12 protein-coding genes are annotated in these 13,745 nt (G+C 70.0%); 4 read left to right on the top strand and 8 right to left on the bottom strand.

The window, feature by feature from the left end; translation table 11 throughout:
* Positions 1-43: 43 nt before the first annotated feature.
* From OHS33_RS11530 to OHS33_RS11520, 3 genes are read right to left on the bottom strand one after another with little or no spacing between them, the layout of a single operon-like run.
* Positions 44-913: a metal ABC transporter permease gene (locus OHS33_RS11530; RefSeq protein ID WP_330330297.1), complete on the bottom strand. Its 870-nt coding sequence runs from the start codon at positions 911-913 to the stop codon at positions 44-46.
* On the bottom strand, positions 913-1,707 hold the full coding sequence (locus OHS33_RS11525; protein ID WP_330330296.1) for a metal ABC transporter ATP-binding protein: 795 nt from the start codon (positions 1,705-1,707) through the stop codon (positions 913-915). The genes OHS33_RS11530 and OHS33_RS11525 overlap by 1 nt, the downstream gene beginning before the upstream one ends.
* Positions 1,708-1,739: 32 nt before the next feature.
* Positions 1,740-2,702: a metal ABC transporter substrate-binding protein gene (locus tag OHS33_RS11520; protein WP_330330295.1), complete on the bottom strand. Its 963-nt coding sequence runs from the start codon at positions 2,700-2,702 to the stop codon at positions 1,740-1,742.
* A 154-nt stretch (positions 2,703-2,856) separates the two neighbouring features.
* On the opposite strand from OHS33_RS11520, the gene OHS33_RS11515 reads away from it, so the two are divergent.
* The gene (locus tag OHS33_RS11515) at positions 2,857-4,239 is read left to right on the top strand and encodes a glycine--tRNA ligase (protein WP_330330294.1); all 1,383 of its coding nucleotides are present in this window, start codon (positions 2,857-2,859) and stop codon (positions 4,237-4,239) included.
* Between the two features lie 89 nt (positions 4,240-4,328).
* On the opposite strand, the gene OHS33_RS11510 is transcribed toward OHS33_RS11515, so the two are convergent.
* The 4 genes from OHS33_RS11510 to OHS33_RS11495 all read right to left on the bottom strand — a co-directional run bounded on the left by OHS33_RS11510 (position 4,329) and on the right by OHS33_RS11495 (position 7,297).
* A complete protein-coding gene (locus OHS33_RS11510; protein WP_330330293.1) occupies positions 4,329-5,078 on the bottom strand; it encodes a VC0807 family protein in 750 nt (249 codons plus the stop codon).
* 141 nt (positions 5,079-5,219) lie between these two features.
* The gene (locus OHS33_RS11505; protein WP_330330292.1) at positions 5,220-5,813 is read right to left on the bottom strand and encodes a TetR/AcrR family transcriptional regulator; all 594 of its coding nucleotides are present in this window, start codon (positions 5,811-5,813) and stop codon (positions 5,220-5,222) included.
* A gap of 21 nt (positions 5,814-5,834) precedes the next feature.
* Positions 5,835-6,884, bottom strand: coding sequence for an aldo/keto reductase (locus tag OHS33_RS11500; RefSeq protein ID WP_330330291.1), 1,050 nt, complete (start codon positions 6,882-6,884; stop codon positions 5,835-5,837).
* A 65-nt stretch (positions 6,885-6,949) separates the two neighbouring features.
* Entirely contained in the window at positions 6,950-7,297 is a 348-nt protein-coding gene (locus OHS33_RS11495; RefSeq protein ID WP_330330290.1) for a DoxX family protein, read from the bottom strand.
* Between the two features lie 90 nt (positions 7,298-7,387).
* On the opposite strand from OHS33_RS11495, the gene OHS33_RS11490 reads away from it, so the two are divergent.
* Positions 7,388-7,867 (top strand): MarR family winged helix-turn-helix transcriptional regulator, encoded by a 480-nt coding sequence (locus OHS33_RS11490; protein WP_330330289.1) that lies wholly within the window; start codon positions 7,388-7,390, stop codon positions 7,865-7,867.
* Between the two features lie 27 nt (positions 7,868-7,894).
* Here OHS33_RS11490 and OHS33_RS11485 read toward each other — a convergent pair whose 3' ends face one another.
* Positions 7,895-9,328 (bottom strand): MFS transporter, encoded by a 1,434-nt coding sequence (locus OHS33_RS11485; protein WP_330330288.1) that lies wholly within the window; start codon positions 9,326-9,328, stop codon positions 7,895-7,897.
* Between the two features lie 77 nt (positions 9,329-9,405).
* Between OHS33_RS11485 and dusB the strand changes: the two genes are divergently transcribed.
* Complete coding sequence (dusB, locus tag OHS33_RS11480; protein ID WP_330330287.1) at positions 9,406-10,548, top strand: tRNA dihydrouridine synthase DusB; 1,143 nt, start codon at positions 9,406-9,408, stop codon at positions 10,546-10,548.
* Between the two features lie 375 nt (positions 10,549-10,923).
* Positions 10,924-13,632 (top strand): pyruvate, phosphate dikinase, encoded by a 2,709-nt coding sequence (gene ppdK / locus OHS33_RS11475; protein WP_330330286.1) that lies wholly within the window; start codon positions 10,924-10,926, stop codon positions 13,630-13,632.
* The last annotated feature ends 113 nt before the right edge of the window (positions 13,633-13,745 follow it).

Genomic DNA, 13,745 nt, shown 5'->3' with positions numbered 1-13,745 from the left:
CCCGGACGTCCCCGGTGCCCCGTCCGGGGCCTTGGTGGGTGTCCTACTGGACCTTCACGTCGTCCTGGGTGCAGACCTGTTCGGGGATGCGCGCGGCCCGGGCCCGCCGTTTGGCGAGCGGGGTGGCGACCAGCGACAGCACCAGGAAGAGGGCGATGGCGAGGAGCACGATCATCGCGCCCGAGGGGACGTCGATGTAGTACGTCGCCGCCGTGCCGGACAGCGAGATGGTGAGGCTGAAGGCCATGGCCAGGCCCAGGGTGGCGGCGAAGCCGCGGGTGATCCGCTGGGCGGCCGCGACCGGGATCACCATCATGGCGCTGACCAGCAGCAGGCCGACGATGCGCATGGCGACGGTGACGGTGACCGCGGCGGTGACCGCGATCGTCAGGTTCAGGAGGCGCACCGGCAGGCCGGAGACCCGCGCGAACTCCTCGTCCTGGCAGACGGCGAAGAGCTGGCGGCGCAGGCCGATGGTGACGGCGAGGACGAGGACGGACAGGATCGCCATGGCGGTGACGTCCTCGGGCGCGATCGCGGCGATCGAGCCGAACATCGGGGCCAGCAGCTTGGCGGTGGAGCCGCCCGGCGCCATGTTGATGATCATCACACCGCCGGCCAGGCCGCCGTAGAAGAGCATCGCGAGCGCGACGTCGCCGCTGGTCCTGCCGCGCGAGCGGATCAGCTCCATCACGACGGCGCCGACGACGGCGACCAGCGTGGCCATCCAGACGGGGCTGGTCTGGAGCAGGAAGCCGAGCGCGACACCGGTCATGGCGACGTGCCCGAGGCCGTCTCCCATGACCGCCTGGCGGCGCTGGACGAGGTAGGTGCCGATGGCGGGGGCGGTGATGCCGACGAGCGCGGCCGCGATCAGCGCCCGCTGCATGAAGGCGTAGTCGAGGATGTCCATCAGCTCAGCAGTCCCGTCCGGATCGGTTCGGCGTCGTGGGCCGCGTGGGGGTGTACGTGGTCGTGGCCGGGCAGGGCGTGCTGGCCCAGGGCCTCGGGGGGCGGTCCGTCGTGCGTGACGCATCCGTCGCGCAGGACGACCGCCCGGTCTATGAGGGGCTCCAGCGGGCCCAGCTCGTGCAGGACGAGCAGCACGGTGGTGCCGGCCTCCACCTGGAGGCGCAGCGCGTTGGCGAGGACTTCCTGGTTGGCGAGGTCGACGCCCGCCATCGGCTCGTCCATGATCAGCAGCTCGGGTTCCCCGGCGAGCGCGCGGGCTATGAGTACGCGCTGGTGCTGGCCGCCGGAGAGGGCGTTCACCGAGGCGTCGGCGTAGCCGTCCATGTCGACGAGGGCGAGGGCGCGCGTCACGGCCGCCTTGTCGGCCGCGCGCAGCAGCCCGAAGCGGGTGCGGGCCAGGCGTCCGGCGGAGACGACCTCGCGGACGGTGGCGGGGACGCCGCTGGCGGCGGTGGTGCGCTGGGGGACGTAGCCGATGCGCGCCCACTCCCGGAAGCGCTTGAAGTCCGTACCGAAGAGGGAGAGGGCGCCGGAGGTCAGCGGGACCTGGCCGACGACGGCGCGGACGGCCGTGGACTTGCCGGAGCCGTTGGCGCCGAGCAGGGCGACGACCTCACCGCGCCGGACGGTGAGGTCGATCCCGCGCAGCACGGGGCGCGAGCCGAGCGTGGCCGTGGCCCCGCGCAGGGATATGACGGGCTGCTCCACCGCTGTCGCGGCTGCCGTGGACTCCATGGCTCGCGCCTCCGTTGCTGCTACTGCTGCCATTACTTGTTGCCGAGCGCCTTCTGCAGGTTCTTGAGGTTGGACCGCATGATCGCGAAGTAGTCAGCGCCCTGGGACGTGTCGGTGATTCCCTCGAGCGGGTCGAGGACGTCGGTCTTCAGTCCCGTGTCGCGGGCGAGGGTCTTGGCCGTCTTGTCGCTGGCCAGGGCTTCGAAGAACACGGTCGTCACATTGTCCTTCTTCGCGAGGGCCTGGAGTTCCTTCATCCGGGCGGGGGTCGGCTCGGACTCGGGGTCGACGCCGGCGATGCCCTCCTGGTCGAGGCCGTAGCGCTCGGAGAGGTAGCCGAAGGCGGAGTGGGTGGTGATGAAGGTCTTGGAGGCCGTGTTCTTCAGGCCGTCCTTGAACTCGGTGTCCAGCGCGCCCAGCTTGGCCACGAGGTCGTCGGTGTTCTTCTTGTAGTCCGCCGCGTGGCCGGGGTCGGCCTTCTCCAGGGCGGCGCCGACTCCCTTGGCGATCTCGGCGTACTTGACCGGGTCGAGCCAGACGTGCGGGTCCAGGCCGGACTCGTCGTGGCTGTGGTCGTGGCCCGCGTCGCCCTCGGCGTGGTCGTGGCCGGAACTGCCGTGGACCTCCAGCTTGGTGAGCGTGGCGGCGTCGACGACGTTCTTGGCGGGCGTCTGGGCGACGGCCTTGTCGACGGCGGGCTGCAGGCTCTTGAGGTAGAGGACCAGGTCGGATTCGCCCAGCTTGGCGGTCTGCTGGGGGGTTATCTCCAGGTCGTGGGGTTCGACGCCCGGCTTGGTCAGCGAGGTGACCTTCACGTGGTCCTGGCCGATCTGCTCGGCGAGGAACTGCATCGGGTAGAACGACGCCGTCACGTCGAGCTTGCCGTCCTTGCCGCCGCCCGCCGCGGAGGCGCCGGAGCAGGCGGTCAGGGCCGTGGCGGCGAGGGCGACGGCGGCGGCGAGGGCGGCGGTGGGTATGAGGCGTCGTACGTTCATGACATCCATTTTCATCAAAGATGGAAACGATTGTCAAAAAGCCAGGTGGGAGGCGCCTCCGTGGCTGCTCAAGGGGGATCCGATTTGAAGGAGGGGGTACGGGCGCCGGTAACCTGAGGCATTCGCCGTTCGTCCTCGTAATGAAGAGAGCACCGTGGCCGCCGACAAGATCGAAACCATCGTCAGCCTGAGCAAGCGCCGTGGCTTCGTTTACCCGTGCAGTGAGATCTACGGCGGCTCCAGGGCTGCCTGGGACTACGGCCCGCTCGGTGTCGAGCTGAAGGAGAACATCAAGCGTCAGTGGTGGCGCGCGATGGTCACCGGCCGTGAGGACATCGTCGGCCTCGACTCCTCCGTGATCCTGGCCCGTGAGGTCTGGGAGGCCTCGGGCCACGTGGCGACCTTCTCGGACCCGCTGACCGAGTGCACGTCCTGCCACAAGCGTTACCGCGCCGACCACCTGGAAGAGGCGTACGAGGCCAAGCACAACCGCCTCCCCGCCAACGGCCTGGCCGACATCAACTGCCCGAACTGCGGCAACAAGGGCCAGTTCACCGAGCCCAAGCAGTTCTCGGGCATGCTCCAGACGCACCTCGGCCCGACCCAGGACGCCGGTTCCGTCGCGTACCTGCGCCCGGAGACCGCCCAGGGCATCTTCACCAACTTCGCCCAGGTGCAGACGACTTCCCGCAAGAAGCCCCCGTTCGGCATCGCCCAGATGGGCAAGTCCTTCCGCAACGAGATCACGCCGGGCAACTTCATCTTCCGCACGCGCGAGTTCGAGCAGATGGAGATGGAGTTCTTCGTCAAGCCGGGCGAGGACGAGCAGTGGCAGGAGTACTGGATGCAGGAGCGGTGGAACTGGTACCGCGACCTGGGTCTCCGCGAGGAGAACATCCGCTGGTACGACCACCCGAAGGACAAGCTGTCCCACTACTCGAAGCGCACCGCCGACATCGAGTACCGCTTCAACTTCGGTGGCAACGAGTTCTCCGAGCTGGAGGGTGTGGCCAACCGCACCGACTTCGACCTCAAGGCGCACTCCGCGGCCTCCGGTCAGGACCTCACCTACTTCGACCAGGAGTCCGGTGAGCGCTACACCCCGTACGTGATCGAGCCGGCGGCCGGTGTCAACCGCGCCATGCTCGCCTTCATGCTCGACGCGTACAACGAGGACGAGGCCCCGAACGCCAAGGGCGTCATGGAGAAGCGCACCGTGATGCGCCTCGACCCGCGCCTGGCCCCGGTCAAGGTCGCCGTCCTGCCGCTGTCCCGCAACGCGCAGCTGTCGCCGAAGGCCAAGGGCCTCGCCGCCGACCTGCGCAAGAACTGGAACATCGAGTTCGACGACGCGGGCGCCATCGGCCGCCGCTACCGCCGCCAGGACGAGATCGGTACGCCGTTCTGCGTGACCGTCGACTTCGACACCCTGGACGACAACGCGGTGACCGTGCGCGAGCGCGACACCATGAAGCAGGAGCGCGTCTCCCTGGACCAGATCCAGAGCTACCTCGGCAGCCGTCTGCTCGGCTGCTAGGTCCGAGTCGGTCCGACTCGGTCCGACAATGGGGGTGGCCCGGTGCGCAGTGCGCACCGGGCCACCCCTTTCTGTCATCCGGGCCGCGGTCAGGCGGTGACCGGACCGGTTCCCGCTCCGGCCGCCGCCTCGGCCGCCGCGGCCGCCCGCGCCGCGGCCTTGGCCTGGCCCTCGGCCTGGCTCCGCTTCGAGTAGCGGATGGTCCAGAAGATCAGCGACACGAGGAAGGCGTAGATCAGGACCGGACTGAGGACCACCATGGTGCCGGTGCTCAGCGCGTACGCCAGCACCAGCCGCAGCACGGCCTCGACCAGGTACGCGATGCCCCAGACGGCCGTCATCCGCCTCATCGCCTTGCGGAAGTCGGGGAACTGCCAGAGGCCGTTGAAGTACGCCACGCCCTCGGGGGTGCCGTCGGTGCCGAACTTGCGGCCGAAGTAGAACATCAGCGGCCGCGGCGCCAGCAGCGTGGCGATGCACAGCGCGCCGAACAGCCCGGTGACGCCCGAGTCCTTGATGAGCAGGGCGCGGGCGGAGTGGGTGCCGACCAGGGTGACCAGGGCGGTGATCGCCAGGAACACCAGGGTGACGACGGCGAACTCGTCGATGTGGCGGCGCCAGGCGAGCGAGACGAGGGACTCGGCCACCGGCCAGACGCCACTGAGCAGCAGCGCGGAGAACTCGGTCCAGCCCCGCCCGGTGAGGACGTTGTAGGTGACGATCGGTAGGACCAGGTTGAAGACGATGGTCACGATCCAGCCGATCGCGGCCGCCCGGCCCGAGCGGGCGGGTGGTGCGGCCGGTACTGCCGGTGCTGTCGGTGTTTCCTGAACGGACAACGTTCCCCCTGAGGCGTGCCTGATGAAGTGCGGTAGGGGGAACGTAAGGAGAATGCCGCGCCGGTACAAGGCGTAGCACCTGAAATGATCACCTAGCTGTCCGGACCACCGAGTTTCCGGCCAGGGTGGGCGGCCGGAGGCCTACGCGCGCAGCCCCCGGACGATGAGCGCGGTGACGGCTTCGAACTCCGTGGTGATGGTCGGCGAGAGCCACTCCGCCGCGTACTGCGGGTCGTGGAAGCGGCCGGTGGCGTCGAAGACGGCGCGGGCGGCCGCCGGCGCGTCCGGCGCGACCAGCGATCCGGCGGCCACGCCCTCCGCGATGATCCGGGTCAGCTGGGCGATCAGCTGGGTCAGATGGTGGTCCACCACCCCGCTGTTCTCGGCGAGCAGCACCGTGTAGGTCGCGAACAGCTCCGGGTCGTCCCCCGCCTTGCGCCGCTTGGTCGCGAAGAGCGCATCGAGCCATGCCTCCAGCTTGGAGGGCCCGGTCCCGGTGGGCGCCGAGGCGATCTCCTCCAGCATCACCACGTTCCGCGCGAGCCAGCGGTCGGTGACCGCCTCGCGCAGCGCGGACTTCGACGGGAAGTGCCGGTAGACACTGCCGTGGCTGACGCCCAGGGCGCGTGCCACGTCCACCACGGTCGCTTTCGTGGGGCCGAAGCGGCGCAGCACCTCCTCGGTGGCTTCGAGGATGCGCTCGGGGGTCAGGGGTTCAGCAGCTGCGGGGGGCATGTCTACGACCGTACCGGCAGCTCAGTGTTCACTGTCGAGGTGGGCCATCTGCGCCGCCGGATAGCGCTCGCCCGCCGCCGCTCCGGCGGGGACGGCCGCCTCGATGGCGGCCAGGTCGGCCGGGGTGAGGACGGTGTCCAGCGCGCCCAGGGCCTCCACCAGCCGGTCCCGGCGGCGCGCGCCCACCAGCGGGACGATGTCCTCGCCGCGCGAGAGCACCCAGGCGATGGCGGTCTGCGCCACGCTCACGCCCTTGTCGTCGGCCACCTTGCGCAGCGCGTCGACCAGGTCGAGATTGCGGTCCAGGTTGTCCCCCTGGAAGCGGGGGCTCATCCCGCGGAAGTCACCGGGGGCGAGCGCCCGGTCGCGGGTGAAGTGGCCGCTGATCAGACCTCGGGAGAGCACCCCGTACGCCGTGATGCCGATGCCCAGCTCGCGGGCGGTGGGCAGGATCTCCTCCTCGATGCCGCGCGAGATCAGGGAGTACTCGATCTGGAGGTCGGAGATCGGCGCGACCGCGGCGGCCCGGCGCAGGGTGTCCGCGCCGACCTCGGAGAGCCCGATGTGCCGGACGTGCCCGGCCTGGACGGCTTCGGCTATGGCCCCGACGGTCTCCTCGATCGGGACGTCGGGGTCCACGCGGGCGATGCGGTAGATGTCGATGTGGTCCCGGCCCAGCCGCTGGAGGGAGTAGGCCAGGAAGTTCTTCACGGCCGCCGGACGCCCGTCGTAACCGGTGAAGCCGCCCTCGACCGTGCGCAGGGCGCCGAACTTGACGCTGGTGAGGGCCTGCTCGCGGGCGGCGGCCGGGGCGGTCCGCAGGGCTTCGTTGATCAGGAGTTCGTTGTGCCCCATGCCGTAGAAGTCGCCGGTGTCCAGCAGGGTGACGCCCGCGTCGAGGGCGGCGTGGATCGTGGCGATGGACTCGGCCCGGTCGGCCTCGCCGTACAGGGCGGACATCCCCATGCAGCCGAGACCCAGCGGGTGCACGGACGGGCCGGTGGTGCCGAGGGTGCGCCGGCGAATGGGGTGGGTGGAGTGGGAGGGGTGTGTGTTCTCGTTCGTCGTCATGACAGAAGAATGGCATGACGAGTAACAGATTTCAATATCTGTCATCCGTCATCACCCGTTCGGGTTCACGCCGACGCGATGCGCAGCAACAGCGAGGCGACCGAGAGCATCAGGAGCACGGCGGCCGGGGCGAACGCGTAGTGCTTGACCCGCACGTGGGTGGCGACGGCGCCGACGAAGTAGAGGGCCAGGCCGACTGCGGCTGCCATGCCCAGGGGTGCGATCCAGAATCCGATGACGAGGCCGGCCGCGCCGGCGGCCTTCGCCGCGGCGAGCCCGGGCAGCCAGGAATCGGGGACCGCGACGGCCCGCATGTTCGAGATCACCGGTTCGGCGCGGCGGGCGGTGAACACCGCGGAGAAGGTGAGGGCGAGGGTGAGGAGGGTGGCGATGGCGAGGTACGCGATGAACATGAAGTGCTCCAACGATTGGGGATTGGAGACCATTGAACAGCATCAACGATCTACCCGAGCCAATCATTCCGCAACTGTTACGGTAAGGAGATGACCGCACAGGACGCACAGCCGGGCCGGGACGTCCAGAACGGCCGCGACCCGGCGCAGCGCCTGGGGATGCTGCTCGCCTGGCACGGTTCGGCCACGGAGGCCCGCATGCGGCGCGCGCTCAGTGCCGCCGGACTCACCCCGCGGCACGCCATGACCCTCATGCACCTGGAAGCGGGCCCCGTCAGCCAGCGGGCCCTCGCCGAGCGGCTGGAGGTGGACCCGAGCGTCCTGGTCGGCCTCCTCAACGACCTGGAGGGCGGGGCCCTGGTGGAGCGCCGCCGGGACCCGGCCGACCGGCGCCGCCACAACGTGGCCATCACACCGGCCGGTTCCGCCGCGCTCCGCACCACGGACGCCGCGCTCGACGCCGTGGAGCAGGTGCTCTTCGCGGGGCTCTCGGAGCCGGAGCGCGACGTCCTGCGCGACCTGCTCGGCCGGATCGACACGAACGCCGAAGACTTCACCTGCGGCGAGTAGCCCGGCGCGGCGACAAGGGGCCCGGGCTCAGGAGGCGGGGACCTTCTCCAGCGTGCGCGAGGTCCGTACGGCCGTGGCGCGGGCCCAGCGGCCGCTCGTCATCAGGCCCACCACCAGGACCGCCAGCCCGCAGGCCGTGATGATCCACCAGGCGGGCCGGGCCGCGTCCGCGAAGGCCTTCGCCGTGTACGCGTGCCCGCCCAGCCCGGCCGCGAGGACCGCGCCGATGACCGCGACGCCCAGGGTGCCGCCCGTCTGCCTGCTGGTGGAGGCGACCGCGGCCGCCACCCCGGCCTGGGCGCGGGGCATCCCGGAGACGGCGGTGTTGGTGATGGGCGCGTTGACCATGCCGAAGCCGAGCCCGAAGAGGACGTAGCCGGTGAACAGCAGCGCCGTCGAGGAGGCGGCGTCGAAGGCGGCGAACAGCAGCCCGCTCGCGGCCATGGTGACCCCCGCGACCAGCAGCGGCAGCCGGGGCCCGCGCGCGCCCACCAGCCGTCCCGACAGCGGGGCGAAGAGGAAGGTCAGCGCGGCCATGGGGAGCATGTAGAGCCCGGCGTGCAGGGCGCTCAGCCCGCGCACCTCCTGGAGGTAGAGGGTGTTGAGGAAGAGGAACCCGGACAGTGCGGCGAAGGCGCTGACCGCGATCACGGTGGCTCCGCTGAAGGGCGCGCTCCGGAAGAACCGGGGGTCGATCAGCGGTTCGGGCCGCCGGGGCTCGTAGACGAGCAGCCCGGCCAGCGCGGCGGCGGCCAGCACCGCGCAGCCGAGGATCAGCGGGGAGGTCCAGCCCGCATCGGGGGCCTCGATGATCCCGTAAGTGAGGGAGCCGAGCAGGGCCATGACGAGCAGCTGGCCGACCGGGTCCGGGCGGCGGGGCCGGTCGGCGCGCGACTCGGGGACGTAGCGCAGGGTCAGTACCAGGGCGAGGAGTCCGACCGGGAGGTTGACCCAGAAGATCGACCGCCAGCCGACGGAGTCGACGAGCAGTCCGCCGATCAGTGGGCCCGCGGCCATGGAGATGCCGACGACGGCGCCCCAGACGCCGATGGCGCGGGCGCGTTCCTTCGGGTCGGTGAAGGTGTTGGTGATGATCGACATCGCGACCGGGTTGAGCATCGAGCCGCCGACGGCCTGGATCATGCGGAAGACGATCAGCCACTGGAGGCTGGGGGCCAGTGAGCACAGCAGCGAACCGGCGGTGAAGAGGACGAGCCCGGCCGTGAAGACCTTGCGGCGGCCGATCCGGTCGCCGGTGGAGCCCGCGAGCATCAGCAGCGAGGCCAGGACCAGCGTGTACGCGTCGATCGTCCACTGCATCCCGGCGACCGTGGCGTCCAGCTCGCGGCGCATGGCGGGCAGGGCGACGTTCAGGACGGTGTTGTCGAGGCTCACGATCAGCAGGCTCATGCAGCAGATGGCCAGGATCAGGAGGCGGCGCCTGGGGCTCACGTCGTGCATGGTGCCGATGGTACGCCTCACTAGTACGCCTAACTAAACAAATGCGGGGTGCGGCGCGGCTGCGCGACAATGGGGGGATGACCACGCTCCCCCCGCCCCTCGCGATCGGCCCGCACACCGTGCAGCCCCCGGTGGTGCTCGCGCCGATGGCCGGCATCACCAACGCCCCGTTCCGCACCCTCTGCCGCGAGTTCTCGGGCGGCAAGGGGCTCTTCGTGAGCGAGATGATCACGACGCGCGCGCTGGTCGAGCGCAACGAGAAGACCATGCAGCTGATCCACTTCGACGAGAGCGAGAAGCCCCGCTCGATACAGCTGTACGGAGTCGACCCCGGCACGGTCGGCAAGGCGGTCCGCATGATCGTCGAGGAGGACCGCGCCGACCACATCGACCTGAACTTCGGCTGCCCGGTCCCCAAGGTGACCCGCAAGGGCGGCGGCTCGGCCCTCCCGTACAAGCGGAACCTGCTGCGCGCGATCCTGCGCGAGGCGGTCGCGGGCGCCGGTGACCTGCCGGTGACGATGAAGATGCGCAAGGGCATCAACGACGACCACCTCACCTACCTCGACGCCGGCCGGATCGCCGTCGAGGAGGGCATCACCGCGATCGCGCTGCACGGACGCACCACCGCCCAGCACTACGGCGGCACCGCCGACTGGGAGGCCATCGCGCGCCTCAAGGAGCACGTGCCGGAGATCCCCGTGCTGGGCAACGGCGACATCTGGTGCGCCGAGGACGCGCTGCGCATGGTCCGCGAGACGGGCTGCGACGGCGTGGTCGTCGGGCGCGGCTGCCTGGGGCGGCCGTGGCTGTTCAACGACCTGGTGGCGGCCTTCGAGGGACGTCCCGAGGACTTCCACAAGCCGACGCTGCGCGAGGTCGCGGCCACCATGCACCGGCACGCGCAGCTGCTGGGGGAGTGGATCGGCGACGAGGCGCGCGGGGTGATCGACTTCCGTAAGCACGTGGCCTGGTACACCAAGGGCTTCTCGGTGGGTTCGGAGATGCGGCAGAAGCTGGCCGTGACCTCCTCCCTGGCCGAGCTGGATGCTCATCTGAGCGAGCTGGACCTGGACCAGCCGTGGCCGGAGAGCGCGGACGGCCCGCGCGGCCGGACGTCCGGAAACAACCGGGTTGTCCTCCCTGAAGGCTGGCTCAAGGATCCCTACGACTGCGCAGGGGTGAGCGAGGAAGCCGAGCTGGACACCTCCGGCGGCTGAGAAACCGGCTTCCGGGGCCCCTCGGGCGGCGTGAGATACGCCACGCATGGGTGGGGTTGCGCTCAGATGAGCGGCAATATCACGGCTAAGATTCTCAAAGGGTGGCACTGGGTGCCACCCTTTGTGCGTTCAAGACTTGAACGCAAATGTATCGATGATCGCTCATCCGAGCGGGGACAGGCCTCAATGAGCCCTTCTCGCTTCGGGATGTGAAGGCTCTTCGTATGTTCCAGCTACCCGCGAGTTACTTTCGATGTCCTGGCGCATGGGTGGTTACAGCCATGTGACCGCCAAGTGGACGTACCCATAAGCCTTCGATCTGGGTATGTTCCTGGCCGTCAGGGCAGCCACCGAGTCCTCGAGGAGTCGAGACCCGTGTCGGAAAACAAAGATCAGAAGTTCGTTTACGACTTCACCGAGGGCAACCGGGACCTCAAGGACCTTCTCGGCGGCAAGGGGGCCAACCTCGCCGAGATGACGAACCTGGGCCTCCCCGTCCCGCCCGGCTTCACCATCACCACCGAGGCCTGCAAGGTCTACCTGGAGAGCGGCGACGCCCCCGTCGCGCTGCGCGACGAGGTGAGCGCCCACCTCGCGGCCCTCGAAGCCGCGATGGGCAAGAAGCTCGGTCAGTCGGACGACCCGCTGCTGGTCTCCGTCCGCTCCGGCGCGAAGTTCTCCATGCCCGGCATGATGGACACGGTCCTCAACATCGGCCTGTCCGACGCGTCGGTCCAGGGCCTCGCCGCGCAGGCGGGCAACGACCGCTTCGCCTGGGACTCGTACCGCCGTCTCATCCAGATGTTCGGCAAGACCGTCCTCGGCGTCGAGGGCGAGCTGTTCGAGGACGCGTTGGACGAGGCCAAGGCCGCCAAGAAGGTCACCGTCGACACCGACCTCGACGCCGCCGACCTGCAGAAGCTGGTCGCCCGCTTCAAGGAGATCGTCGCCACGGAGGCGGGCCGGGAGTTCCCGCAGGACGCCCGCGAGCAGATGGACCTCGCCGTCGAGGCCGTCTTCAACTCCTGGAACACCGACCGCGCCAAGCTCTACCGCCGCCAGGAGCGCATCCCGAGCGACCTGGGCACCGCGGTCAACATCTGCTCCATGGTCTTCGGCAACCTCGGCCCTGACTCGGGCACCGGCGTCGCCTTCACCCGCGACCCCGCCAGCGGCCACGCGGGCGTCTACGGCGACTACCTCCAGAACGCCCAGGGCGAGGACGTGGTCGCGGGCATCCGCAACACCGTGCCGCTCGCGGACCTGGAGGCCATCGACAAGGCCTCGTACGACCAGCTCATGACGATCATGACCACGCTGGAGACCCACTACAAGGATCTCTGCGACATCGAGTTCACGATCGAGCGCGGCCAGCTGTGGATGCTGCAGACCCGCGTCGGCAAGCGCACCGCGGGCGCGGCCTTCCGCATCGCCACCCAGCTCGTCGACCAGGGCTTGATCGACGAGGCCGAGGCCCTCCAGCGTGTCAACGGCGCCCAGCTCGCGCAGCTGATGTTCCCGCGCTTCGACGAGGACGCCAAGACCACGCTGCTCGGCCGCGGCATCGCCGCCTCCCCGGGCGCGGCCGTCGGCAAGGCCGTCTTCGACTCGTACACGGCCGTCAAGTGGTCCCGCTCCGGCGAGAAGGTCATCCTGATCCGCCGCGAGACCAACCCGGACGACCTGGACGGCATGATCGCCTCCGAGGGCATCCTGACCTCGCGCGGCGGCAAGACCTCGCACGCCGCCGTCGTCGCCCGCGGCATGGGCAAGACCTGCGTCTGCGGCGCTGAGGACCTTGAGGTCGACACCAAGCGCCGCCGGATGACGGTCGGCGGGACGGTCGTCGAAGAGGGCGACGTCGTCTCCATCGACGGCTCCACCGGCAAGGTGTACCTGGGCGAGGTGCCCGTCGTACCGTCCCCGGTCGTCGAGTACTTCGAGGGCCGGATGCACGCGGGCGCCGACGACGCCGACGAGCTGGTCGCCGCCGTGCACCGGATCATGGCCTACGCGGACCGGGTCCGTCGGCTGCGGGTGCGTGCGAACGCCGACAACGCGGAGGACGCGCTGCGCGCCCGCCGCTTCGGCGCCCAGGGCATCGGCCTGTGCCGCACGGAGCACATGTTCCTCGGTGAGCGCCGGGAACTGGTCGAGCACCTGATCCTCGCGGACACCGACAAGGAGCGCGAGGAGGCACTGAGTGCCCTCCTGCCGCTCCAGAAGAAGGACTTCGTCGAACTCTTCGAGGCGATGGACGGGCTCCCCGTGACCGTCCGCCTGCTCGACCCGCCGCTGCACGAGTTCCTGCCCGACATCACCGAGCTGTCGGTGCGCGTCGCCCTCGCCGAGTCCCGCAAGGACTCCAACGAGAACGACCTGCGCCTGCTCCAGGCCGTGCACAAGCTGCACGAGCAGAACCCGATGCTGGGTCTGCGCGGTGTCCGGCTCGGCCTGGTCATCCCCGGTCTGTTCGCCATGCAGGTCCGGGCGATCGCCGAGGCCGCGGCCGAGCGCAAGAACGCCAAGGGCGACCCGCGCGCGGAGATCATGGTCCCGCTGGTGGGCACGGTCCAGGAGCTGGAGATCGTCCGCGAGGAGGCCGACCAGGTCATCGCCGAGGTCGAGGCCGCCACCGGCACCAGCCTCAAGCTGACCATCGGCACGATGATCGAGCTGCCGCGCGCCGCGCTGACCGCCGGTCAGATCGCCGAGGCCGCCCAGTTCTTCTCCTTCGGCACGAACGACCTGACCCAGACGGTGTGGGGCTTCTCCCGCGACGACGTCGAGGCCAGCTTCTTCACCGCGTACCTGGAGAAGGGCATCTTCGGGGTCTCCCCGTTCGAGACCATCGACAAGGAGGGCGTCGGCGCCCTGGTCCGCAGCGCGGTCCAGGCGGGCCGGGAGACCCGCCCCGACCTCAAGCTCGGCGTCTGCGGCGAGCACGGCGGCGACCCCGAGTCGGTGCACTTCTTCCACGAGGTCGGCCTCGACTACGTCTCCTGCTCGCCCTTCCGGATCCCGGTGGCGCGCCTGGAGGCGGGCCGTGCCGCCGCCGACTCGAAGGGCAGCGACAGCCGCTGACCCCCCTGCGGCGCGGCCGCCGTACCGCGCGCGCTCCGTGCGTGCGGTACGCGCCGCCCGCCCCCCCTCAGACCGCGCCTGCCCCGGGTTCCCTGACGCCCTGGGGTGGGCGC

Origin of the sequence: Streptomyces sp. NBC_00536 (assembly GCF_036346295.1) — a bacterium.
Classification (GTDB): Bacteria; Actinomycetota; Actinomycetes; order Streptomycetales; family Streptomycetaceae; genus Streptomyces.
This window is presented reverse-complemented; position numbering and strand designations above follow the sequence as displayed.

Coding starts and splice junctions, on each gene's coding strand:
- OHS33_RS11505 (WP_330330292.1), bottom strand. CDS start 5,813: ATGCCCCCCGCAGCTGCTGAACCCCTGACCCCCGAGCGCATCCTCGAA.
- OHS33_RS11500 (WP_330330291.1), bottom strand. CDS start 6,884: ATGACGACGAACGAGAACACACACCCCTCCCACTCCACCCACCCCATT.
- OHS33_RS11530 (WP_330330297.1), bottom strand. CDS start 913: ATGGACATCCTCGACTACGCCTTCATGCAGCGGGCGCTGATCGCGGCC.
- OHS33_RS11525 (WP_330330296.1), bottom strand. CDS start 1,707: ATGGAGTCCACGGCAGCCGCGACAGCGGTGGAGCAGCCCGTCATATCC.
- OHS33_RS11520 (WP_330330295.1), bottom strand. CDS start 2,702: ATGAACGTACGACGCCTCATACCCACCGCCGCCCTCGCCGCCGCCGTC.
- dusB (WP_330330287.1), top strand. CDS start 9,406: ATGACCACGCTCCCCCCGCCCCTCGCGATCGGCCCGCACACCGTGCAG.
- OHS33_RS11485 (WP_330330288.1), bottom strand. CDS start 9,328: ATGCACGACGTGAGCCCCAGGCGCCGCCTCCTGATCCTGGCCATCTGC.
- OHS33_RS11490 (WP_330330289.1), top strand. CDS start 7,388: ATGACCGCACAGGACGCACAGCCGGGCCGGGACGTCCAGAACGGCCGC.
- OHS33_RS11495 (WP_330330290.1), bottom strand. CDS start 7,297: ATGTTCATCGCGTACCTCGCCATCGCCACCCTCCTCACCCTCGCCCTC.